This window comes from Pseudomonas sp. p50(2008), assembly GCF_015351605.1.
In the GTDB taxonomy this organism is placed as follows: Bacteria; Pseudomonadota; Gammaproteobacteria; order Pseudomonadales; family Pseudomonadaceae; genus Aquipseudomonas.
Window position 1 is genome coordinate 222,627 of record NZ_JACMYF010000010.1, and the last position, 23,749, is coordinate 246,375.

At 59.4% G+C, this 23,749-nt stretch carries 22 protein-coding genes; 15 read left to right on the plus strand and 7 right to left on the minus strand.

Features of this window, described 5'->3' with window-relative positions; translation table 11 throughout:
- The first annotated feature begins 4 nt into the window (after positions 1-4).
- The 7 genes from H7698_RS26280 (at position 5) to H7698_RS26310 (ending at position 5,297) form a co-directional block, all read left to right on the plus strand.
- Positions 5-589: a TetR/AcrR family transcriptional regulator gene (locus tag H7698_RS26280; RefSeq protein ID WP_194693281.1), complete on the plus strand. Its 585-nt coding sequence runs from the start codon at positions 5-7 to the stop codon at positions 587-589.
- Positions 590-814: 225 nt separating this feature from the next.
- Complete coding sequence (locus H7698_RS26285) at positions 815-1,339, plus strand: DUF4822 domain-containing protein (protein WP_194693282.1); 525 nt, start codon at positions 815-817, stop codon at positions 1,337-1,339.
- 100 nt (positions 1,340-1,439) lie between these two features.
- Positions 1,440-1,880, plus strand: a complete 441-nt coding sequence (locus H7698_RS26290) for a hypothetical protein (protein ID WP_194693283.1) — start codon at positions 1,440-1,442, stop codon at positions 1,878-1,880.
- A 210-nt stretch (positions 1,881-2,090) separates the two neighbouring features.
- On the plus strand, positions 2,091-3,056 hold the full coding sequence (locus H7698_RS26295; protein ID WP_162436812.1) for a 2-hydroxyacid dehydrogenase: 966 nt from the start codon (positions 2,091-2,093) through the stop codon (positions 3,054-3,056).
- A gap of 144 nt (positions 3,057-3,200) precedes the next feature.
- Positions 3,201-4,268, plus strand: a complete 1,068-nt coding sequence (locus H7698_RS26300; RefSeq protein ID WP_194693284.1) for a phosphotransferase family protein — start codon at positions 3,201-3,203, stop codon at positions 4,266-4,268.
- Positions 4,269-4,312: 44 nt separating this feature from the next.
- On the plus strand, positions 4,313-5,080 hold the full coding sequence (locus H7698_RS26305; RefSeq protein WP_162436814.1) for an SDR family oxidoreductase: 768 nt from the start codon (positions 4,313-4,315) through the stop codon (positions 5,078-5,080).
- 61 nt (positions 5,081-5,141) lie between these two features.
- Positions 5,142-5,297, plus strand: a complete 156-nt coding sequence (locus H7698_RS26310; protein WP_162436815.1) for a hypothetical protein — start codon at positions 5,142-5,144, stop codon at positions 5,295-5,297.
- Positions 5,298-5,574: 277 nt separating this feature from the next.
- Here the strand turns inward: H7698_RS26310 and H7698_RS26315 are convergent, their stop codons facing one another.
- The 5 genes from H7698_RS26315 to H7698_RS26335 all read right to left on the minus strand — a co-directional run bounded on the left by H7698_RS26315 (position 5,575) and on the right by H7698_RS26335 (position 11,393).
- Entirely contained in the window at positions 5,575-5,823 is a 249-nt protein-coding gene (locus tag H7698_RS26315) for a DUF1652 domain-containing protein (RefSeq protein ID WP_194693285.1), read from the minus strand.
- Between the two features lie 194 nt (positions 5,824-6,017).
- Positions 6,018-7,514 (minus strand): helix-turn-helix transcriptional regulator, encoded by a 1,497-nt coding sequence (locus H7698_RS26320; protein WP_194693286.1) that lies wholly within the window; start codon positions 7,512-7,514, stop codon positions 6,018-6,020.
- Between the two features lie 307 nt (positions 7,515-7,821).
- A complete protein-coding gene (locus H7698_RS26325) occupies positions 7,822-8,718 on the minus strand; it encodes a LysR substrate-binding domain-containing protein (RefSeq protein WP_194693287.1) in 897 nt (298 codons plus the stop codon).
- Between the two features lie 6 nt (positions 8,719-8,724).
- Positions 8,725-10,929, minus strand: coding sequence for a xanthine dehydrogenase family protein molybdopterin-binding subunit (locus H7698_RS26330; RefSeq protein ID WP_194693288.1), 2,205 nt, complete (start codon positions 10,927-10,929; stop codon positions 8,725-8,727).
- On the minus strand, positions 10,929-11,393 hold the full coding sequence (locus tag H7698_RS26335; protein WP_162436820.1) for a (2Fe-2S)-binding protein: 465 nt from the start codon (positions 11,391-11,393) through the stop codon (positions 10,929-10,931). The genes H7698_RS26330 and H7698_RS26335 overlap by 1 nt, the downstream gene beginning before the upstream one ends.
- A gap of 118 nt (positions 11,394-11,511) precedes the next feature.
- Between H7698_RS26335 and H7698_RS26340 the strand changes: the two genes are divergently transcribed.
- From H7698_RS26340 to H7698_RS26375, 8 genes are all read left to right on the plus strand, one after another.
- Positions 11,512-12,402, plus strand: coding sequence for a LysR substrate-binding domain-containing protein (locus tag H7698_RS26340; protein WP_194693289.1), 891 nt, complete (start codon positions 11,512-11,514; stop codon positions 12,400-12,402).
- Between the two features lie 314 nt (positions 12,403-12,716).
- Positions 12,717-13,646 (plus strand): amidohydrolase family protein, encoded by a 930-nt coding sequence (locus tag H7698_RS26345; RefSeq protein ID WP_162436822.1) that lies wholly within the window; start codon positions 12,717-12,719, stop codon positions 13,644-13,646.
- A gap of 4 nt (positions 13,647-13,650) precedes the next feature.
- Positions 13,651-14,556: an amidohydrolase family protein gene (locus H7698_RS26350; RefSeq protein ID WP_053158646.1), complete on the plus strand. Its 906-nt coding sequence runs from the start codon at positions 13,651-13,653 to the stop codon at positions 14,554-14,556.
- Between the two features lie 376 nt (positions 14,557-14,932).
- A complete protein-coding gene (locus H7698_RS26355; protein WP_194693290.1) occupies positions 14,933-16,318 on the plus strand; it encodes a UbiD family decarboxylase in 1,386 nt (461 codons plus the stop codon).
- The gene (locus tag H7698_RS26360; RefSeq protein WP_194693291.1) at positions 16,315-16,962 is read left to right on the plus strand and encodes a UbiX family flavin prenyltransferase; all 648 of its coding nucleotides are present in this window, start codon (positions 16,315-16,317) and stop codon (positions 16,960-16,962) included. Before H7698_RS26355 ends, H7698_RS26360 begins: the two co-directional genes overlap by 4 nt.
- 73 nt (positions 16,963-17,035) lie before the next feature.
- Positions 17,036-18,073 (plus strand): CobW family GTP-binding protein, encoded by a 1,038-nt coding sequence (locus tag H7698_RS26365; protein ID WP_194693292.1) that lies wholly within the window; start codon positions 17,036-17,038, stop codon positions 18,071-18,073.
- 252 nt (positions 18,074-18,325) lie between these two features.
- A complete protein-coding gene (locus tag H7698_RS26370) occupies positions 18,326-19,681 on the plus strand; it encodes a nucleobase:cation symporter-2 family protein (RefSeq protein WP_194693293.1) in 1,356 nt (451 codons plus the stop codon).
- Positions 19,682-19,694: 13 nt separating this feature from the next.
- Positions 19,695-21,083 (plus strand): amidohydrolase family protein, encoded by a 1,389-nt coding sequence (locus H7698_RS26375; RefSeq protein ID WP_194693294.1) that lies wholly within the window; start codon positions 19,695-19,697, stop codon positions 21,081-21,083.
- 226 nt (positions 21,084-21,309) lie between these two features.
- Here the strand turns inward: H7698_RS26375 and H7698_RS26380 are convergent, their stop codons facing one another.
- Positions 21,310-22,299 carry an RHS repeat-associated core domain-containing protein gene (locus H7698_RS26380; protein WP_194693295.1) on the minus strand — a complete coding sequence of 330 codons (990 nt, stop codon included), beginning with the start codon at positions 22,297-22,299 and terminating at the stop codon, positions 21,310-21,312.
- A 155-nt stretch (positions 22,300-22,454) separates the two neighbouring features.
- Positions 22,455-23,738 (minus strand): Zn-dependent hydrolase, encoded by a 1,284-nt coding sequence (locus H7698_RS26385; RefSeq protein WP_162440250.1) that lies wholly within the window; start codon positions 23,736-23,738, stop codon positions 22,455-22,457.
- Positions 23,739-23,749 lie beyond the last annotated feature (11 nt).

The window sequence follows — 23,749 nt, forward strand, 5'->3', positions numbered from 1 at the left end:
GCCCATGCCCCGTGTTTCCCGCAAACAAGCTGATCTCAACCGCGAAATCATCGTTGATTCCGCCACGCGCCTGTTCCGTGAGCGGGGGCTGCACGGAATCAGCGTCATTGATGTCATGGCCGCTGCAGGTCTGACCCACGGCGGCTTCTATGGCCATTTCGAGTCGAAGGAAGCCTTGGCGCGGGAGGCCAGTGATCGCGCGTTCCAGCAGTCGGGTGAGCGTTGGCAAGCCAGAATCGCTGAGAGTGCGGATAACGACACTGCCCGCCGCGCCCTTATCGAGCCTTACTTGTCAGCCGCCAGTCGCGACAACCCGGGTGACAGTTGCCCGGTAGTGGCCTTTGCCGGGGACATGTGCCACGAAGCCGTCGATAGTGGATTGCATCAGACATTCAATGAAGGGCTCAACCAATTGCTACAAATTTTTGGATCGTTGCAGAACACTGGCGACGACGCTCAGGATCGAAAGCAGGCGCTGGTGCAGTATTCGTTAATGGTGGGGGCACTCACTCTGGCCCGAGCCACTCGGGGCGAACCGTTATCCGATGAGATTCTCGAGGCCGCACGGTGTTTTCTGAGCCAGGCTTGAAATACTCTTCTAGCAATATGTTCTATCACTTTATATAAGCAGGAATAGTCCTACAGACAAAACATATAAAAACCTATACAGCGCACTACTTTAAACATAAACACTTAATTGTAACAAGCAGCCATCCGCTATTGAGCGACCCGTCTTCTCGGACTATATTTTTTGCGCTTTTACTGTTTACGCCTAAAAAGCGGCAATCAATAAATCTGAGAAGGCGATAGTTCCATGCATAAAAAAACGATGACGTTCAGATGCCTGCTTCTGGCGGCACTGTTGTGTCCACTCGCTAGCGTTGCACAACAAGCGCCCGCCACGGCCGATATTCGGGACCTGGCCTCCTCTCCTCGATGGCTGACCACCAAGGTGTATATCGAGGGTGCCCCACAAACGGACGTGAAAGCCAATTATCCAGGCGTGGTCGGAATATCGACGTGGGACCCGGAACGCAATCGCTATGAGTTTTTTTACACCGACACAGGAAAATCAAAGTACGACAATGGAGGTGGCGGGTACTTCTTTATCACCGGCGATCATAAAACCCACGTTCTGGTTCCCGATGTCGGGCCGACCAAGACAATGGTCAGGCGGCTGGAAACATTGAATCAGTGTGAGTTTACCTACTCTCGTGAAGTGCCCCGAGACATGGTAGAAAACAACCCGCTTGTGCGCATTCATGTCGTTCATGCCCCTTACACTGGAACTGTAGAGACACTCTCTGCGCTTAAGCCGGGCACACCTGCAACTCCATAAATCAATCGATCATCTCTACATTATCTCTCTGCCGGGTCCTGACCCGAATTGTAACTTTATTTGAATTACCATCGACCAAGTTCAAACATGGAGATTCACCGTGCAGAAAACAATCAGGACATTGCTGGTATCTACGCTATTTGTTTCCGCAGCCTTCTGCGGCGCGGTCAATGCGCAGACAACAACAAACTCCGCTGCTAAAACTGCCGTTGCCACACCGGAAAATGCCGTCATGCTGACAGTTTTTTTAAAGCATGATCAGTCAAGGCCCCTGGGCGAACTGAAAGCTCAGCTTGCCCGCCAAGGCTTCTATAAGACATTCCCTCCCGCGGGAGTCGAGGTTGTCAGCTGGAACATCATGATGGGCATCGGACAAGTCGTCACACTGCGACTTCCAGCCTCTCGTTTGGCTGAAGTAAACCTTGCACTCGAAAATACGGCGTGGGGAACCTACAGAACCGAGTTCTACCCGACCTATGATTTCAAAGCCATCGCACTGGCGGAACAAAACAAGGCTAACCAGTCGCTAACAACCCAGTGACACTTAAGCAGCACACTGCATTTGCAGTGTGCTGCGCCATGACGTCAAAACCCTTGCAGGTACCTGAGTCGTAAATTTGCTTCTTGCGCGAAGCAGGCCAGACTGAAAAACACCGACACGGCGATAACCACCATTGCCAAGTGGTTCTGTAATCAGCACTCTGAAACGACGTATGACGCCCGACACGCCTACGACCACAGGAGCATAGTAATGCCCGCAACCGTTCTGATACTGGTTGAAACCATCAATGACTACCTGCCGATTCTCGAACACCAGGGCTTCCACCTGATTCTGGCCCCGACACCTGCCGAACGCGCGGCAGCCATCACCCGCCATGGTGCTCAAATCGACGCAGTCCTGACCCGTGGCCCGCTGGGTTTATACGCCGATGAAATTGCCGCACTGCCGGCGCTCAAGATCATCTGCGTGATCGGTGCCGGTTATGAACACGTCGACCTGCAAGCCGCTGCCGACCGGGGCATCACCGTCACCAACGGCGCCGGGGTCAACGCCTCCTCGGTTGCCGACCACGCCATGGCCATGCTGCTGTCGCTGGTGCGCGATATCCCCCGCTGTGATTCTGCCGTACGCCGGGGCGAGTGGCCGAAGATCATGCGCCCTTCCCTGGCAGGCAAACACCTGGGCATTCTCGGCCTCGGTGCCGTCGGCATGGCCATCGCCAAACGCGCCGCCCTTGGCTTCGACATGACGGTGAGCTATCACAACCGGCAACACCGCAAAGACGTGCCGTACGATTTTTGCTCCACCCCAACCGAGCTGGCGCGTGCATCGGACTTCCTGGTGGTGGCAACACCCGGCGGCATAGGCACCCGGCACCTGATTAACAGGCAAGTGCTCGATGCTTTGGGCCCGAACGGCTTTATCGTCAACATCGCTCGTGCCAGTGTGGTCGCAACCGCAGACCTGATCAGCGCCCTTGAGCAACGCAGGATCGCCGGAGCGGCCCTGGATGTCTTTGACAATGAACCCCATGTCCCGGATGCCCTGAAAGCCCTGGCCAATGTGATCCTTACTCCGCATGTCGCCGGGCTGTCGCCCGAAGCCACTCAAGGCACCGTGGAATTGGTGGGTCGCAATCTGGTGGCGTTCTTCTCGGGCGAGCCGGTGCTGACACCGGTCAGCCTGCCGACTGCCCTGAGTAGCGCAGTGCTGTAAGCGCAATTCAAACAGCTGTATCAAAAACAATGATCGCCCGGCAACACGCTCACCTATAAGGGCGGTTGGTGGTTGTGGGTGCCGGGTGTGCGCATTAGATTAGCCAATAGTTTCAGGCCACCAGAATAAGCAGAAGGGATAAGCATGGCGCTTACTGACCAGTCCACCCGTACTCGCACCGGCGAAGAACTCGATGCCAGCCTTATCGACCCCTACCTCAAGGCCCACATTCCTGGCTTGAGTGGCTTGCCTCGCATCAGCCAGTTCCCGGGTGGCGCATCAAACCTCACCTATCTACTGGAATACCCCGAACAAGAGTTTGTCCTGCGTCGGCCACCTTTTGGCCACAAGGCCAAGTCCGCGCATGATATGGGCCGCGAATTTCGCATCCTCAATCAACTGCGTGACGGCTTCCCGTACTGTCCCAAAGCCTACGTACACTGCACCGACGAATCGTTGATCGGCTCCGAGTTCTATGTGATGGAACGGGTCAAAGGCATCATCCTGCGCTCTGAACTGCCCCCGGAACTGGGGCTCGATGCCGCGAACACCGAAACCCTGTGCAAGAGCTTCATCGACAAGTTCGTCGAGCTGCACCAGGTCGACTACAAGGCCTGTGGCTTGGGCGACCTTGGCAAACCCGAAGGCTACGTGGCGCGGCAGATCCGCGGCTGGAGCGATCGCTACGAAAAAGCCCTGACCCCGGACGCCCCTCAATGGGAAGTGGTGAAAGCCTGGCTTAATGACAAGATGCCCGCCGATCACCCAACGTCGAGCATCGTTCACAACGACTACCGCTTTGACAACGTAATCCTCGACCCGAACAACCCGATGCAGATCATCGGTGTGCTCGACTGGGAACTGACCACTCTCGGCGACCCGCTGATGGACCTGGGCAATACCCTCGCCTACTGGATCGAGGCTAGTGATCCCGCGCCGGTCCAACTCATGCGCCGCCAACCGAGCCATGCGCCCGGAATGCTCACGCGCCGCGAGTTCGTTGACTACTACGCCGAGCGTGCGGGCATTCAGATCGACAATTTCGATTTCTACTACACCTACGGCCTGTTTCGCCTGGCCGGGATCGTGCAGCAGATCTACTACCGCTTCTTCCATGGTCAGACCCAGGACAAACGCTTCGCGCAGTTCATTCACATGAACAAACTGCTGGAGCAGATGAGCTTGCAGGTCATCCAGAAATCCAGCCTTTGATAACGCTTCAGGCCCAATAACAAGACTTTTTACAAGGGAATTCCATGTCCAAGACTCAGTTGTTCGACCTCGACGGTAAGATCGCTTTCGTCTCCGGCGCCAGCCGCGGTATCGGTGAAGCCATCGCCAAACTGCTGGCCCAGCAAGGTGCCCATGTGATCGTCTCGAGCCGTAAGCTCGACGGTTGCCAGCACGTCGCCGACGCGATCATCGCGGCAGGCGGCAAAGCCACCGCCGTCGCTTGCCACATTGGTGAAATGGACCAGATCAGCCAGGTCTTCGCCGGTATCAAGGAACAGTTCGGTCGTCTCGATATCCTGGTCAACAATGCCGCGACCAATCCGCAATTCTGCAACGTATTGGACACTGACCTCAGCGCCTTCCAGAAAACCGTCGACGTGAACATTCGCGGCTACTTCTTCATGTCGGTGGAAGCCGGCAAGCTGATGCGCGAGAACGGCGGCGGCAGCATCATCAACGTCGCGTCGATCAATGGCGTTTCGCCGGGCGTGTTCCAGGGCATCTATTCGGTGACCAAGGCCGCCGTGATCAACATGACCAAGGTCTTCGCCAAGGAATGCGCGCAGTTCGGCATCCGCTGCAATGCGCTGCTGCCGGGCCTGACCGACACCAAGTTTGCGTCTGCATTGGTGAAAAACGAGGCCATTCTCAATACCGCACTGCAGCAGATCCCGCTGAAGCGTGTGGCCGATCCGAGTGAAATGGCAGGGGCGGTGCTGTACCTGGCGAGCGATGCTTCGAGCTACACCACCGGTGTTTCCTTGAACGTGGATGGTGGATTCCTTTCCTGATACAACAGCGTCCCCCTGTGGGAGCGTGGCGTGCCCGCGATGGCCGTTAACGATGACGCGTATGTCCAGTAAGAACACATCATCGTTGACGACCATCGCGGGCAAGCCTTGCTCCCACCGGGTGCGGTATTTACTGAGTGATACAGCGCGTCAATTCGGTCTGACGCGTTACCTGACCATCACCTCGCATATCACCTTGCACCTCAGTGCTTTGTGATGTTTCACAGGTGCGTTCGAGCGGCGGTGGCGGAGCGGGAGGTGGCGGCGGTGGCGGACTGGAACAACCCGCCACAATCAGTGCGCAAAGGACAAGCGACAGCGGCGAAAAAATGCGTTTCCCAAGACTGTTCATAGGCTGACCCGCGGTAAGTAATCGACACTTTCCGCGACACGACGACAACACCGCGAAATCGCGGACCGGTCACAGAAAATAATACCCTCGCTTTCCTTATAGCCTAGCCAGCGCTCAATGCCAGTAAATGGCCACTCTGTGACTACAAAGGGCCGAGTTGATGCAGATTGTTACTTTCAAGCTCGTAGCGCAGCTCTTCTACCAGCGCCACCACCGCATTGGGCGTTCTGAGGTTGTGCAGGCTCAATCCACTGACCACCAGGTCCACCTGCCCTGATGCGGGATGGTAAAGCTTCACCGTTAACGAGTTGTCACCCGTCAAACTACAATCACAGGCCAAGGGTGAAAAACTCCGCTCCAGTTCGGTACGCAATTGCACTAGAGAAATCATAAGAATTCACCTCGGCAGCGGCGCAAAATCGACCGGCGGACTGCTGTGTTCGTTGTCAATATTGCAATTCCTTCAGCGGGTTCACAAAAACGCAACCAGGGTCTGGACCCCCATGTCGCATTCTTTACAGGCTACGAGTAGCACCTCCCGCACGACACGTACATTTGCACCCCCTCCCTTAGTGCATTTGCACCCTATCGCTGTCCTTTGGTTCTCCATTCACCCGAAAACAAGCCACGCTCCCTCGCCCAGACAATCGCCTCACTCCGGCTGTGTATATTGAGCTTCGAATAGATGGTCGATACGTGATTACGCACCGTGTTGGGCGCCAATTTCAGTCGAGCGGCAATTTCCTTGTCAGCCAGGCCTTCACAGATCAACTCCAGCACGTCACGCTCGCGCGCCGTCAGATCAGTAAAAGACGCGCTGAGGAGTTTCGGCGAATTGACGCTTTTCACATTGGCAAGCTTCTCGATCAGCGTGCGACTGAACCATGACGCGTCTTTCATCACTTCTTCGATCGCCGCCACCAGCTCCAACTCAGTGCGTTTACGCTCGGTGATGTCCATCATCACCAGCAGGTAGCAAGGGTTGTCCTGAATGTTCACGGTGTCGGCCGACACGGCGCAGTCGATCAGCTCGGCGTTTTTCTTTCGCAGGCTGACATCGATGCGGTCCAGGCTGGCCGATTTCTCCAAGGCGGCAAACAGGCGTGCCTGAGCACCCTTTTCATGGATAAAGCCGATTTCCGTAATGGTCTTGCCCAGCACTTCTTCACTGGGATAAGCGAAGGTGTCGAGGAAGGCTTCATTGATATCCATCACCACCTGATCGCTGGCGCCGCATACCAGGATCGGTACCGGAGTCAGGCGAAAAGCCTTGGCGAACCGCTCTTCACTTTGACGCAGCGCTACCTCGACCTTGCGCCGGGGTTCCATATCGACAAAGGAAAACAACATGCAGTCCTCTTCGTTGAAATCCAGCGGCTGCCCGGCAACGATTACCTGTTTGCTACCGCCCTCAGGAAGTTTCAATTCAGCCTGCATTTGCGGAATGGTCGCGTGTTCACGCAATCGTGCGATTGCCAGGTCCTTCTTTTCAGCACCCTCCAGGATATCCAGCTCATAGGTCGAAGCACCGATCACTTGATCGCGGGTGTAACCGGTCATCTCCAAAAAGCCCGAGTTGACCTTGATGTAGCGCAAATCGCTGAGACGGCAGATCACTGCCGGCGCCGGATTGGCATGGAATGTCTTTTCGAACCGCTGTTCAGCGCTGGCCCATTCCGTCACATCGTCCATGATCAGCACCAGCGACTCAGGGTCGCCGGCACTGTCGGTCAGCACCATGCTGCGCACGTTGTGTACCCAGACGCGTTCGTCATCGTCAACCGGGGTCACTTCAACCAGCACGTCACCGAAGGTCTCGCCACGGGCAACGCGGTTGATCGGGTAGTTTTCGACGGCGACCGGGTGATTATTGCGATAGCGCAAGGCAAAACGCTTGGCGTACTCCGTGGAATCGGCGCCCAGATCGCTGATGCGACCCACACCGTGCATCGTCAGTGCAGCTTCGTTCGCCCACAGAATGGTCTGGTCAAGTTCGAGCAGGATCACACCATCAGACAGGCCGGCGATGATCTGCTGCAGTTGGCGGCGATTGGTTTCGGTGGTCAGGACGTCCTGGCTCATTGGCTCTCCACTTATAGGTCCGCACCAACTTGCGGTGCTCAGTGAAGATGTCGACCTCAGCGACTTGCGATAGTGCAAAGACCTTCAACGGCCGCTGCAGTTTCCCTATGTAGCAGCTGTCGAGCCTGCGAGGCTGCGTTCGGCTGCGGTGTGGCGAGGGGATTTAGCGAACCGTCGCACCGCCCCGTTGGGTCGCGCAGCGGCCCCAAAATCTTTGCGACTGCTGCGCAGTCGAACGGAGATAAATACCCTCGCCACACCGCAGCCTCGCAAGCTCGACAGCTGCTACAGCTGACGACGCCGGTTGTTACTGGTTTTTCGTGTCCTCCAGGACCAACTCCCGCAAGGTATCCAAAAACAGCTTCAGCACCGGCGATTCGTCGTCGGCGCGGTACGTGGCGTACAGCGGCACTTCCGGCAATGCCGGCGTCAACCGACGAAACACCAGTCCTGCAGGCGCCAACTGCTCAATAGACGCAGGCAACAGCGCCACGCCGAACCCGGCCCGCACCAGGCTGAGCAGCGTTTGTACTTCGATCACCTGCTGGCGAATCTGCGGGGTGAACCCGGCCTTGATGCAGCACTGATACAGAAAATCCGCAAACCTCGACTGCTTGAGCTCCAATGCCACGAAGGGCTCGGTTGCCAGGTCCAGCGGCGCCAAAACCTCTCGCGCCGCCAAGGGATGTTCAGCGGGCATTACCACGCGAATCGGCTCATAGATCAGCAGTTCATTGCGCAGCAACGGATCGTCGTAACCCACACGAAACACGCAGGCATCAATGCGCTTTTCCTTCAGCGCCTTGACCTGCGCCGCTGGCGTCATCTCATGCAGGCGCCAGTTGACCTGCGGATAGCGCTCGCGAAACAGGTGCAACGCACGAGGCAATACGCCGACCATGACCGAACTGATCATGCCGATTTCCAGCTCACCCAATTGCCCGCGACCGGTCTGACGCGTCAGGTCGAGGGCGCGGTTCAGCTGCTCGAACACCAACGGCGCCTGTTCCTTGAGCATTTGCCCGGCCGCCGTCAACTCGACCCGGTGGTGACTGCGCTCGAATAACGGTGTGCCGAGTTCATCCTCCAACAAACGAATCTGCTGACTCAACGGCGGCTGGCAAATGTGCAACCGCGTGGCCGCCCGACCGAAATGCAGCTCTTCGGCCAGCGCCATGAAATAGCGCAACAGTCGCAGGTCCATGGCGTTTTATCCCAAGGTCAGAGGCGTCGAACGCTGGCGTACGCCGGTCAGGCTGAACAAGGCGTTGGCGATGGCCGGCGCCACCGATGGGCTGCCCAATTCACCGACGCCACCGGGCTTGCTCGGCTCACCGTCCAGCACCAGGATGTCCACCGCCGGCATGTCGGACATGCGCGTCACCCGGTAGTCATGGAAGTTGCTCTGCACCACCCTGCCCTGTTTGATGTCCATGCGGTCGAACAGCGCGTGGCCGAGCCCCCACATCAGACCACCGTAAATTTGCTCTTCGACGCCTCCCGGTGACACTGCCAGGCCGCAATCGACCACGCAGGTCAGCTTCTCCACGCGAGCCACGCCGTCCTTTTTCGACACCTGCGCAACCACGGCAATAAAACTGGTGTAACCCTGGTTGGTGGCGATACCGAGCGCCGTCCCCTCCGGCAACGACTGCCCCCACCCGGCACGTTCGGCGGCACTTTTCAGCACCGCGACATGCCGTGGCCGCTCTTGCATGTGGGCGAGCCTGAAGGTCAGCGGATCCTGCCCGGAACCATGGGCCAGCTCATCCATGAAGCTTTCGACCGCGAAAACATTCGGGATGAAACTCACCGAACGGTACCAGCCGCTGGGCACCTGGCTTTCATGCTTGACCCACACCAGATCGAGATTCGCCGGGCGGTACGCGAAGTCCCACGCGGTGATGGCCTCGGTGGTGCTGTAGTCCATGTGATCGGGACGCTCGAAATAGCCCGGTTCCCACTGTTCCGGCGACGCGGGCGACACCGCCTCAAGTCGCAACGCCGTCAAATGCCCCTGGGCATCCAGCGCGCCTTTGGCTCGATGCAAGGTGGCCGGGTGCATGAACAGCGAGCGCATTTCATCTTCGCGGCTGTTCATCAACTTCACCGGCACCTTGGCCTGTTGCGCCAGGTAAGCCACTTCGAACAACCAGTACTTGGCTTCTCGCGCACCGAAGCTGCCACCGGACACCCTCTCGTTGATCGTGACTTTGTCCTTGTGGATGTTGCACACGGTTTGCGCCGCTTCCAGTGCCGAGGAAGGCACCTGCACGCCACCCCAATAGGTGATCCCGTCGTTCTGAACCTGTGCGGTGATGCACACCGGCTCCAACGGGTTTTGCACTTTGTAGGGCATGCGGTAATCGGCTTCGAGCAGCTTCGTCGCCATAGGCCATTTACCATCGACATCGCCGGCCTTCATGGCAGACACCCGCTGAGCACGCGTGTCATCGAGGGCCAACGCTTGTGCGGCAGCCAGTTCATCACTGTCGAACCTGGCCAGCGGAGAATCGCTCCACTGCACCTTGAGCACCGCACGCCCCTGCTGCGCGGCCCAGTAGTTCTCGGCCAACACCGCAACGCCTTCCTGATTGCCGCCCAGCACGTCCGGCCGCCCTGGAATCGCGATCACTTTACGCACGCCCGGCACCTGCATCGCTGCCGCCGAATCCACCGACACCACCTTCGCGCCGACCACCGGCGTGCGCTCGATCACGGCCACCAGCATCTCGGGCAACACCACATCAATGCTGTACTTGAATCGCCCGCAAACCTTCGCCGCGGCATCACGTTTATGCCGCAGTTTGCCGATGTATTTGAACTGCGCCGGGTCCTTCAGGGTGACGTGGGTCGGGGCGGGCAAATGCGCGGCGACTCCGACCAGTTCGCCGTAACCGAGGCGGCGCTGGCTGGCGCTGTGAACCACGTAACCTTCTTGCGTGGTGCAACTGTCAGGTCTGACCTTCCACTGTTTGGCGGCAGCGCTGATCAGCAACGCCCGAGCCGTGGCGCCGGCCATGCGCAAGCGATCGTACTCCAGGGAAACGCTGGTGCTGCCGCCAGTGGAGAAGACTTTCCAGACCGGGTGAATGTAGGTGTCGAAGAACGGATTTTCCGGGGTGATCACTTGCACGGTCATCGGATTGACGTCCAGTTCCTCCGCCACGCAGGCCGCCAATGCCGTCTGGGTGCCGGTCCCGGAATCGTGCTTGTGCACCACCAGTTTCACCGTGCCATCGGGCAACACCCGAACCCAGGCATTCGGTTCGAATGTGGCGGCAGGCGTTGGCGCTTTCGGGTCGCTGGCGGCCCCACCCGAAGGCAGGTAAAACGCGATGGCCAGACCGGCAGCAACGGTCGCGGTTTGCTTGAGAAAAAGTCTGCGGGGCAACTCAACTTGAGTGAAGCTCATCACGCCTCCTTCGGCGCATTGGCGGCGCGCTTGATGGCTTTGTTGATCCGTCCATAGGTGCCGCAACGGCACAGGTTGCCGGACATCGCGTTGCGAATAGAGTCATCGGTGACCGCCGCCCCGGTGTTGAGCAATGCTGCCGCCGACATGATCTGACCGGATTGACAGTAACCGCATTGCGGGACATCTTCGGCAACCCAGGCCAGTTGCAGCGGATGCTGTTCGGTCGCTGACAAGCCTTCGATGGTGGTGATGCTGTGCCCCGCCACGGCGGCAACCGGCAGTTGGCACGAACGCACTGCGACACCGTCAAGGTGCACGGTGCAGGCGCCGCACAGGCCCATGCCGCAACCGAACTTGGTGCCCGTGAGTTTCAAGTGGTCACGCAATACCCATAACAAGGGCATGGAGGGCGACGTCTCTACCAGCTCGCGTCGTTCGCCGTTTACCGTGAATTCGATCATTGTCAGGCTCCAAGAGAGCGGCCCGTCTTTGTGCAGGCCTGGTGATCGATTATTGGAAGCCTGCGCAATATCGGGCCAGCGACGATTTCTGCCACGTTGTGTAAGTAGGACTAACAGCATGTACAAGCGATACCCGTCGGTGCAGTCCATGAGCGCATTCATTCAGGCCGCCCGCAGCGGCAGTTTCTCCAGCGCTGCGCGCAAGCTCGACCTGACCCACAGCGCCATCAGCCAGCAAATCCGCTCCCTGGAAGACTTCATCGGCCAGCCCCTGTTCGTCCGTGAAGGCGGCGGCAGCAACCTGACCGACGCCGGGCAGCTGTTCGCCAGCGTGTTGTCCGATGGGCTGGCACAAATCGACCGCGCACTGTCCTCGGTAAAAAACCGCAGCGTGGCGCAACGGCTGACCCTGGATGTCGACAGCGAACTGGCCCAGAGCTGGCTCAATCCGCGCCTGCCGCAGCTGCTGGAACTCTTGCCCGACCACGAGGTGGTGCTGCTGTCGATGCCACGCTCGGATCGTAGTTCGTTCGAACGAGTGGACCTGGCGTTGCGCTACGGGTATGGCGATTGGGAAGACTGCGAGATGACGCAGATTTGTGGCGACAGCGTCAGTGCCGTGGCCTCGCCGGCACTGCTTGAGCGGCATGGTTTGCAAGTGCCGATCACGCCAGCGCAGATACTGCAATTGCCATTGCTGGGGTACACGCGCAGGTCGTGGATTCCGTGGCTGGACGCCGCCGGAATGACCCCGACCGAACCGGCGGCGCGAGTGGTATTCGATAATGCGGCAAACCTGATTGCGGCGGCCGAGGCTGGCGTAGGTGCGGGCTTGGTTCGGGGATTATTGGCGGCGGATGCGCTGCGCAGCGGGCGACTGGTGGCGCTGAACGAGGCGCGGATTGCGGCGCATTACAACCTGTATGCAGTGTGGCCGACCGGGCATCGAGAGCGGGTGGCGCCGGTGGTTGAGGCGGTCAAGCAGTTGGCTTTGCGTACGCTGGTGTGACGCCATCGCGAGCAGGCTCGCTCCTACAGTTGGAATGCATTCCCCTGTAGGAGTGAGCCTGCTCGCGATAGGGCCGGCAAAAACACCACAAAACCCTGCCCCATATCGAACAAGTATCAACCCCTCGCCCAATTAATATTGTACGAACCCCTACCCCCCTTCCAATACTCCTCCCCAAGCAGCCAGCGTCCCGAGCCGGATGCGACCAGGCGAGGGAATGTGCAGCCAGCTGCGCATAGAAATGGCCGATTGCCCGGGATGCGACTGCTGTGAACCGCAAGGTTCCCTTCCCCGCTATCAGGAGATCGACTTCAATGATCATCGATATCAGTTGCTATCCCACCGACCTGGTGGACCTCGCCTGGAGGCATGACGGTGACCCGTTCACCGGCGAGCGTCTGCTGGAGATGATGGATGGCCCGTACATGGTCAACGGCAAACCTCGCCGCATCGACAAAGCCTTCATCCAGCCCCCCCAAGGCAACACCATTTACACCTGGACCGACGGTGACCTGACCGGTCGCGAGTCCATCGACGCGTACATGGCCTACACCCTGAAAATGGTCCAGACCTACCCGGACCGGTTCATCGGCTGCTTCGTCTACAACCCGCGTTGCGGTGTCGAGAACGGCGTCGAAGCGATCGAGCGCTACGTCAAGGAACACGGCTTCAAGATGGTCCAGATGCAGGCCAACATGCATGCCTACCGTCCTGACCGGGCGCTGGACTGGGTCCGTCCGTGCTTTGAGAAATGTGCCGAGCTTGGCATCCCGGTCAAGCTGCACACCGGTGACGGGCCCTACAGCATCCCGTCGGAATGGGTGCCGATGATCAAGGAGTTCCCCAACGTCGATTTCATCATGGCCCACTTCGGCGTGCAGACCGGTGGGGTCTATGTATTCGAACCGATGCAATGGGCGATGGAGCTGCCCAACGTCTACTGCGAATCGGGCTGGTGCCTGCAATCGCGGATCGTCGAGTTCGCCAAGGTCCTGCCTACCCACAAGATCCTCTTCGGCACCGACACCCCGCCGAACGAACCGGGCATGTGGCTGCGCCTGCTGGAAGTGCTCTGCCACGAGCCGCCACAGGGTTTGAACCTCGACGAGGACACCCTCGAAGACTACCTGGGCAACAACACCGCCCGGATGATCGGCCTCGAACCGACCCCGCCGCCACGTTCCGTTTCCGAAGCAGAGGCGCAGCTCAAGCGCCCCGTTACCACTCAACTGGCCAGGAGCTGAACCGATGATTATCGACACCCATCTGCACCCCACCAACCTGGTCGACGAGGCCTGGCGCCACACCGGCGAACCGTTCACCGGCGAGCGCATGCTCAAGCTAATGGACGGCCCGTACATGATCAACGGCAAACCCCGGCGCATCGACATGGGCTTCATCCAGCCGCCACCGGGCAACACCGGTTATCGCGACGGCAACCGCCGGGGCCGCGAGGGCGTGCGTGACTACATGTCCTACGTCGCCGAACTGTGCGTGAAGTACCCGGACCGCTTCATCGGCAACTTCAATTTCAACCCGCGCTGGGGACCGGAAAACGGTGCGGCGGAGCTGGAATTCCACATCAAGGAATACGGCTTCAAGATGCTCAAGCTGCACGCCAACATGCACGGTTATCGTCCGGATCGCGCCCTGGACTGGCTGCGCCCGGCGATGAAAGTCTGCGCCAAGTACAACATCGTGGTGTTGATTCACACCGGTGACGGTCCGTACACCATTCCGACGATGTTCTACCCGATCATCCGCGAATTCCCGATGGTCAACTTCATCATCGGTCACTTCGGCATCCAGACCGGTGGCAACTATTCGTTCGAAGCGTTCTGGATGGCCATGGACACGCCGAACGTGTACTGCGAATCCGGCTGGTGCTTCCAGTCACGCATCGTCGAATTCGCCAAGGACCTGCCACGCAACAAGATCGTCTTCGGCACCGACTCACCGCCGAACGAACCGGGAATGTGGCTGCGCGAACTGGAGGTGCTGTGCTCGCCAGCGCCGCAGGGTCTGGGCATCGATGAGGATCACCTCGAGGACTACCTGGGCAACAACATCGCGCGGTTGTGCGGCATCGAACCAACGCCGCCACCCAAGGACCTGATCGAGGCGGACATTCGCCTGACCACGACTTACCTGTAGTTAACTCATAACCTTGGTTAATGAGGGGATGAGGGATGAGGGATGAGGGATGAGGATATGAGCTCATTCTGTGGCGAGGGGATTTATCCCCGTTGGGTCGCAAAGCGACCCCAAAACCAGCAAACGCGTTGTATCAGGCTAACCGCGCTTACCGGTTTTACGACTGCTTCGCAGCCGAACGGGGATGAATCCCCTCGCCACAAAGGCCCTTAGATCCACAGGTCCACAGGTCCACAGGCCCCCAGGTAACAGTGCAACAACACAGCGACTTTACAGGCGCGAAGATGAATCGGCGTTCGATCGACCGGCGGGCCAACGGCTTGTCGATCGAACGTCGCCCTCAACCCTGCGCGCCTGCTTTTTACGAGGTGAAAGCATGACCCTCTCTACGCTCGGCGATACCCAGGACTTTCACGCATTCATCGATGCCTATCGCCGACAGTACCCCGACGATGTGCTGACCCTTTCTGAATCGCTTTCTGCCGATCAGGATGTCACCGCGCTGGTCGATGCCCTGGCTGCACAGGGCCGCGATCCCCTGCTGATCTGCGAAAACGTCGGCGCTCTCGGCGTGCCGGTTGCCACCAACCTGTTCGCCTCCCGCACCCGCATCGCGCGTATTTTCGGCGTGAATCCAGCGCAATTGCACGAGACCTTCCAGGCCCGCGCCAACCATCCGATCCCGCCGCGCTACGTTGAAACCGGCCCGGTGCTGGACGAAATCTTCGAGGGCGAAGCGGTAGACCTGGCGCTGTTGCCGATGCTCAAGCACTTCGACAGCGACCGCGGTCCGTACATCACCAACGCCATCATCATTGCCGAAGACCCGGTCAGCGGCATTGCCAACATGAGCTATCACCGCTCGATGCGCCACGCCCGCCAGGCCCTCGCCACCAGCCTGCATTCCCGTGGCCACCTGTGGCGCATGCTGCAAACCGCCCGGGAACGCGGCGAGGAATTACGCGTTGCCATGGTCGTCGGCGCCCATCCGCTGTTCATGCTGGCCGCTGCTGCGCGGTTGCCCTTTGGCAGCGATGAGCGAGCGGTCGCCGGGGGCCTGTTTGGCGCACCGCTGGAACTGGTCAAGACCCCGCGCTACGGCATTGGTGTGCCGGCCTACGCAGAGTTCGTACTGGAAGGCGCCATCGATCCTGCGGCCTATGCAGAGGAAGGTCCGTTCGGGGAATTCAGCGGCTATTCCTCAGACCGCTCGACCAACAACGTGCTGCGCGTCGACACCCTTATGCGGCGCAAGGATGCCTGGCTGGTGGACGTGGTGGGCGGCCGTTACGCCGAACACCTGACCCTTGCGCGGCTGCCCCGGGAAGCGGAGATGAGCGAAAAACTCAAGGCGCGCTTCCCCGCCGTCACCGCCGTGCACTACCCCAATTCCGGTACCCACTTCCATTGCTATGTCGCACTGGATCAGAGCCGTGACGGCGAGGCCCGGCAGATCATGCTGGCGTTGCTGGGGTGGGACCCTTACCTGAAAACCGTGATCGCGGTGGACAGCGACATCGACATTACCGACGACAGTCAGGTGCTGTGGGCGCTGGCCACACACTTCCAGCCCCACCAGGACATCTTCGTCATCGACGGTCTGCCGGGCAGCCCACTGGACCCTTCCTCTTCGGTCAACGGCACCACCTCGCGCATGGGCCTGGATGCCACGCGCGGTTCCGGGTTCGACGGAATAAAGGCACAACTGGATCAGGACGCGGTTGAACGCGCACGCAACCTGCTCGCGAGCTACCCATCATGAATCGCCAGCGCATCGTCGTCGGCATCAGTGGCGCGTCCGGGTTCATTTACGGCGTGCGCCTGCTGGAGTTGTTGGCGCAGTTGAATGTCGAGAGCCACTTGATCATCAGCCGCGCCGCACTGCTGACCATGGCCCATGAAACCGACTACAAACTGGCGGACGTCACCGCCCTGGCGAGTCATTACCACCGTGCTGACGATGTCGCCGCCGGGATTGCCAGCGGTTCGTTCCGCTGCCTGGGCATGGTCGTGGCGCCGTGTTCGATGCGCACCCTGGCGGAAATTGCCACCGGCACGTCATCGGGCCTGATCGGCCGCGCCGCCGACGTGACGCTGAAGGAACGTCGAACCCTGGTGCTGATGGCCCGGGAAACCCCGTTGACCCTCGCGCACCTGCGCAACATGACGGCCGTTACCGAGATGGGCGGGATCATCGCCCCACCCGTGCCGGCCTTCTACGCCCGCCCGCAAAACCTTGCACAAATGGTCGATCACAGCCTCGGCCGCGTCCTCGACCTGTTCGGCCTCGATGCCGGCACCGCAACGCGCTGGCGAGAACCCGATATCCCTGAAACCACACACAAAACCTGTGGGAGCGGGCTTGCCCGCGATAGCGGTGGGTCAGTCAGCATCAATGCCAGCTGACAGGCCCTCATCGCTAGCAAGCTAGCTCCCACAGTTGATTGCACTCCGACAACACACAGGTAAGGAGCTCTACATGAACACCCCCTTCAACGCCCCAACCCCCAACACCAAAATCCCCGTGACCATCCTCACCGGCTTCCTCGGCGCCGGTAAAACCACCCTGCTCAACTACATCCTCAAGGAAAACCACGGCCGCAAAATTGCCGTGATCGAAAACGAATTCGGCGAAGTCGGCATCGACGGCGACCTGGTGCTCAGCTCCGAAACCGAAGAAATCTACGAGATGGTCAACGGCTGCGTGTGCTGTACCGCCGAGGTGCGAGAGGACCTGGTGCGTATCGTCCGCGAGTTGGTGGCGCGGCCTGTGCGGCTGGACCATATCCTGATCGAAACCAGCGGCCTGGCCGATCCGTACCCGGTGGCGCAAAGCTTCTTCATCAACGACCCGATTGCCGATGAGGTGGAGCTGGATGCGATTGTGACCATGGTCGATGCCAAACACATCGCCCAGCATCTGGAAGACTTGAAGCTCGATGGCGTGGACAACCAGGCCGTGGACCAGATCGTTTGCGCCGACCGGATCGTCATCAACAAAGTCGACCTGGTCAGCGCTGCCGATGTCGCTGCCCTGAGTGAAAAAATCCGTGGTTTGAACGCGACGGCGGAGCTGGTGACCTCCAGCTACGCCGAGATCGACCTGACGAAAATCCTCGGCATTGGTGCCTTCGAATCCACGCAAAAACTCATGGAAATCGGCTCGGAGCATGACCACCACGCCGAAGAACATCATCACGATCTGGATCATGACCACGACCCGAGTGTTTCGTCGGTCGGGATCGCCGTCGACGGGGCCGTGAACCTCGGTGCGTTCCACCGCTGGATCAGCGAACTGCGCACCGAGCAGGCCGACAATCTGTACCGCATGAAAGGTGTGCTGGCGGTCAAGGATCAGGATCAGCGCTATGTGCTGCAAGGCGTGCACAGTCTGGTGGAGTTCCGCGCATCAACCTTGTGGGGCACCGAACCGCGCTCCAGCAAAATCGTATTCATCGGCCGCGACCTGGACCGCGCGGCGTTGAACCAGGGCTTTGCCGCCTGCCTGGCAGGCTGAACAAAGGCATCGGAGCCGGTGGATGGCGGGTCCGAGGCGCATCGAACGAGTGATTGATGCCAGTCAGAAGAACAATGCAAAACCTGTGGGAGCTGGCTTGCCAGCGATAGCTGATTGTCACTGAACAAATTCGGTGGCCGGCCAGCCCTCATCGCTGGCAAGCCAGCTCCCACAAGGATTGCGGCGTCCCTGAACCGGCATCAGAACGAATACCCCTCTCTACAGCATAAAAACAGCAAGAGGTGTTTCTCCATGTCGTCAGCCAACACAACAACCCCCCTCCATCCGGTAGACCAGGTTCTGCCGATCCGACAAATGCTCACCCTCGGCCTGCAGCACATGGCCGTCTCGTACATCGGCGCCATCGCCGTGCCGTTGATCGTCGCCAGCGCCTTGAAAATGTCCCAGGCGGACACCGTGGTCCTGATCAGCACCACGCTGTTTTGCTCGGGCATCGCCACCTTGTTGCAAACCGTGGGTTTCTGGAAATTCGGCGTGCGCCTGCCGATCCTTCAGGGCGTTGCATTCAGCAGCGTTGGCCCGGTCATCGCCATCGGCAGCAACCCGGAGGTGGGATTTGCCGGGGTCTGCGGAGCGGTGATCGGCGCGGGGGTTTTCACCATGCTGGTCGCGCCCTTCGTGGGGCGATTGCGGCGGTATTTTCCGCCGGTGGTCACCGGGTGCATCGTCACCGTAATCGGCTTGCAGCTGTTCCCGATTGCCTATGAGTGGGTCGGTGGCGGGCGACATGCCAGCGATTTCGGCGCGCCGGCGTACCTGGCCGTGGCCGCCGTGGTGCTGCTGACCATTCTGCTGGTCAACCGCTATGGCAGCCCGATGCTGCGCAACATGGCGGTGCTGGTGGGCATGCTGGTGGGGGCCGCGCTGGCCTATGGACTGGGCATGGGCAGTTTCAGCAGCGTGCAGGAATCGCCCTGGCTCACCGTGCCCTACCCCTTCTACTTTGGCCTGCCGACCTTCAGCCTGATCCCGATCGCCACCATGGTGGTGGTGATGATCGTGCAGATGGTCGAATCCATGGGGTTGTTCGTCGCGATCGGCGACATCGTCGACAAACCCGTGGAAGACAAACAGGTGATCAACGGCCTGCGCGCCAATGGCCTGGCGAGCACCATCGCCGGTATGTTCGCGGCGTTCCCGTTCATTGCCTTCATGGAAAACGTCGGCCTGGTGATTCTTACCGGCGTGCGCAGTCGCTGGGTGGTGGCGATCAGCGGGTTGCTGATGTGTTCCGTGGCGCTGGTGCCAAAGGCCGGGGCGATCATCGCTTCAATGCCGACCGCGGCCCTCGGTGGCGCCGGGATCGCGATGTTTGGTGTGGTCGCCGCAGCCGGTATCCAGACCCTGGCCAAGGTCGACTACGAGCGCAATCGCTACAACGTGCTGATTGTCGGTTTCACCATCGCCGCCGCCCTGGTGCCGGTGCTGGCCCCGGCCTTGTTCAAGCAACTGCCTGAGTGGAGCCAGCCGTTCCTGCACAGCAGTGTCGTGATCGCCTGCCTCGTATCGGTGCTGCTCAACGCCTCGCTCAACGGCGTCAGCGTTCCTGACAGCGCCGCCACCAAACCCGCCTCCCACAGCCTTTGACTGGAGAAGCCCCATGACTCAACTGCAAAATATCCTGATCAAAAATCCGCTGGCGGTGATGACCGGCCTGCGGGGCGCCCGTGCCCGGGCCGGCAGCGTCGACATCCGCGTGGTCAACGGGCGCATCGCCGAGATGGCCACCGGACTGGAGGCGCAACCCGGCGAGCGCATCATCGATGCTCGACACTGCCTGGTGTATCCGGGCTGGATCAACACGCACCATCACCTGTTCCAGAATCTGCTGAAAGCCGTGCCTGAAGGCTTGAACGAGGACCTGCAAGGCTGGCTGGCGAGCGTGCCCTACCCGCGTCTCAACCGTTTCACGCCACAGTTGTCACGCATTGCCGCGCGGTTGGGCATGGCCGAATTGTTGCTTTCGGGCGTGACGACCTGCGCCGATCACCATTACCTCTATCACGCCCACGGCACCACCGAGACCGGGGACCTGCTGTTCGACATGGCCGACGAATTCGGCCTGCGATTTGTCCTGTGCCGCGGCGGTGCACTGGAGTCCGCCAGCGCCCACCCGGGGTTCTCGAAAACCGCACTGCAACCGGAGACGCTGGACCAGATGGTCGGCGACATCGAGCGACTCAAGTCGACGTATCACCAGAACATCCCGGACGCAATGCGCCGGGTCGTGGTAGCCCCCACCACGCCGACTTTTTCGCTGCCACCGACCTTGCTGCGGGAACTGGCGCACACCGCACGCGGCCTCGGCCTACGGCTGCACACACACCTGTCAGAGACGCAGAACTACGTGAATTTCTGCCGGGAAAAATACAACTGCCTGCCCGTGGAATTCGTCGCCGAACACGAATGGCTCGGCCCCGACGTCTGGTTCGCCCATGCCGTACATCTGCAACCCGGCGAAATCCGCATGCTCGCGCAAACCGGCACCGGTGTTTCCCACTGCCCGGTGAGCAATGCGCGGTTGGGCAGCGGGATCGCGCCGATCCCCCAGATGGTCGAAGCCGGCGTGCCCGTTTCCCTCGGCGTGGACGGCGTGGCGTCGAACGAGTCCGGGAGCATGGTCGGCGAAGCCAACACCGCATGGCTGATTCATCGGGCGGAACAAGGGGCCTCGGCGACCACGGCAGAAGACGTCATCCACTGGGGCACGGCCGGCGGCGCGCAGGTGCTGGGACTCGGTGCGGTGGGCACGCTGGAGATAGGTCAAGCGGCGGATCTGGTGATCTATGGCCTGGACCACCCACGCTTCTTCGGCTTCCACGACATCGCCGTTGCACCCGTGGTCGCAGGCGAACCGATTGCCGTGCGCTACAGCCTGGTCGGTGGACGCGTCGTGGTGGATGACGGCGTGATCCCGGGCCTGGACCTCGAGCGCATGCGCGCCGAAGCCTGGGAAGGCGTGCAGCAACTTATGTACGTCGACGACTGATCACGGTGCCCCAAGTCTGCACCCTGTAGAAGCTGTCGAGTGAAACGAGGCTGCGATCTTTTGATCTTGCTTTTAAAAGCCAAGTCAAAAAATCGCAGCCTCGTTTCACTCGACAGCTCCTACAGGGAATTTGCGTTTAATCTCAGGAATACCTCCAAAATCACTACCGTTTCGAAAATACTTACAATCCTGTCGGAGGAACAGTCAACGGCCATTGTACTCACCCTCACCGTCGACTTGGATTGCGGACTGAAAGCATTTTATTTTGAAACTCGGCAGCGTCTAGGCGTTCGATCGCGCCCAATAATTCGCTCATTGTCCTGCCCTTGGCATTACGATATTGATACTTGAAGCTCCCCTGAACATCGGGAGTCCAGTTTTGCTGCTTAATTAAACGAGAGTTTTCGCTTTCCAGCATCGCCGTATGTCTTTCTATTTTTAGTTTCACCTTATTCAGCTTTTTATAATCACTGCGATAAAGCAAAATCCCCGGCTTGTAATTTTTACTACCGCTAGGAACATCAGGTATATGTGAAGGTAATTTCATAGCCTGACCGTCCAGACGCACAATATCTGCTTTTCGCATCTGCCTGGCAACAGAACTCGACGACTGCCGACTAGTAAAAATATTTCTCGAGGGTTTCGTAATATAGGAACTAGAAAAGCTAGAAAAAGATTTAAAAAAATGACCATCAGGATCACTTCTCATTACTGGCTCGCCTTCACAATAGGCATACGCATTCAACCCACCCTTGCCAAATGGACTCATATCGTCCGGACTGTGAAACCGCATCAATAACGGGTTGTATTGGCGATAACCATTACCCAGGTGATAACAACCGGTCAGAGGGTCCGCAAGTTCACCGTTGAATCCCGGCGAGCTGAGCAGCCCGTTCCTCTGGTGATGGCCATAAGGTGTGTAGGCCGCGGGATGACGAAGTCCGATAGGGGCGAGAACTTCCAACACTGAACTTTTGAGATCACTCGCCAGCAGTGATATGTCGAGTTCATCAATATGCCTTCGTTGCTGCGCTAGCGGTTGATCCTCGTGACGGAAGATGCTGATTTTTACTGCACCCTGCAGGTGAGTCGCCAAGCGGTTGTCACAGTAAAAACGTAGGAGGAGATCTTGCTCTGCAACGGCACAACCGGTCTGTCGGTCCAGCGGATCGTAACGGTAGCGGCGCAGTTCGTCTTTACGGTGGTTAGAGGACATTGAATAAACTCCATGCACGACTTCACACTAGAGTTCTTAAACTGTTTCATTTTACAGGCGTTGTCTACCTAACAGATCTGATAGTCCCGAACAATCTCCGGGTCTATCTCTCACCGAGTTGAAGTGCGCCGGTCCTTCAGCGCATTTCACCTGTTTCAAGCAGCCAGTTGCCCTTTCGCAATCGCCGCCGACGCCGCCAGCATCGCCCGCAACAACACCGCACACCCGGCTGCCAGATCATCCGGCGCGGCGTTTTCAATTTCGTTGTGGCTGATCCCCCCTTCACACGGCACGAAGATCATTCCCGCCGGACCCAGTTCAGCCAGGAAGATCGCGTCGTGCCCCGCTCCACTGACAATATCCATGTGCGACAAGCCCAGCCCCTGCGCCGCATTGCGTACCGCTTCGACACACCCCTTGTCGAAGTACAGCGGCGGAAAATCCGCCGTCGGTGTGAGTTCGAACGTCAGCCCATGCTGCTCGCACGTGGTCTCGATGATCTCGCGCACTTCGGCAATCATCGAATCCAGACGGGCCGGCTCCAGATGCCGGAAGTCCAGGGTCATGCGCACTTCACCGGGGATCACATTACGCGAGCCGGGATACGCCTGCAGGCACCCGACCGTGCCGCAGGCGTGAGGTTGATGGCCGAGCGCGGCGCGGTTGACGGCGCCGACGATGATCGATGCGCCGACCAGAGCATCCTTGCGCAGGTGCATCGGCGTCGGACCGGCGTGGGCTTCGACGCCACGCAGTTTCAGGTCGAACCATTTTTGCCCGAGGGCCCCCATAACCACGCCGATGGTTTTGCGTTCGTCTTCAAGGATCGGACCTTGCTCGATGTGCGCTTCAAAATAGGCACCCACCGCATGGCCGCTGACCTTGCGTGGGCCGGCGTAGCCGATGGCATTCAGCGCTTCGCCGACCGTGACACCCTCGGCATCGACTTTGGCCAGGGTTTCTTCAAGGGTGAATTTTTCCGCGAACACGCCGGACCCCATCATGCACGGTGCGAAACGCGAGCCTTCTTCATTGGTCCAGACCACCACCTCCAGCGGCGCTTCGGTTTCCACGCCAAGATCGTTGAGTGTGCGCAGCACTTCGACGCCGGCCAATACGCCGAAGCAGCCGTCGAACTTGCCGCCGGTGGGCTGGGTGTCAATGTGACTGCCGGTCATCACCGGGGGAAGGTTGGGGTTACGGCCGGGGCGGCGGGCAAAGATATTGCCGACGGCGTCGATGCTGACGGTGCAGCCAGCCTCTTCGCACCAACGGACGAAAATGTCCCTGGCCTGACGATCCAGGTCGGTCAGGGCCAGGCGACAAACGCCGCCCTTCACCGTGGCGCCGAGCTGGGCCAGTTCCATGAGCGACTGCCACAGGCGGTCGCGGTTGATGTGCTGATGGGTGGACTGCAGAACGTCTACAGCAGCGTTCATGGTGATCTCCT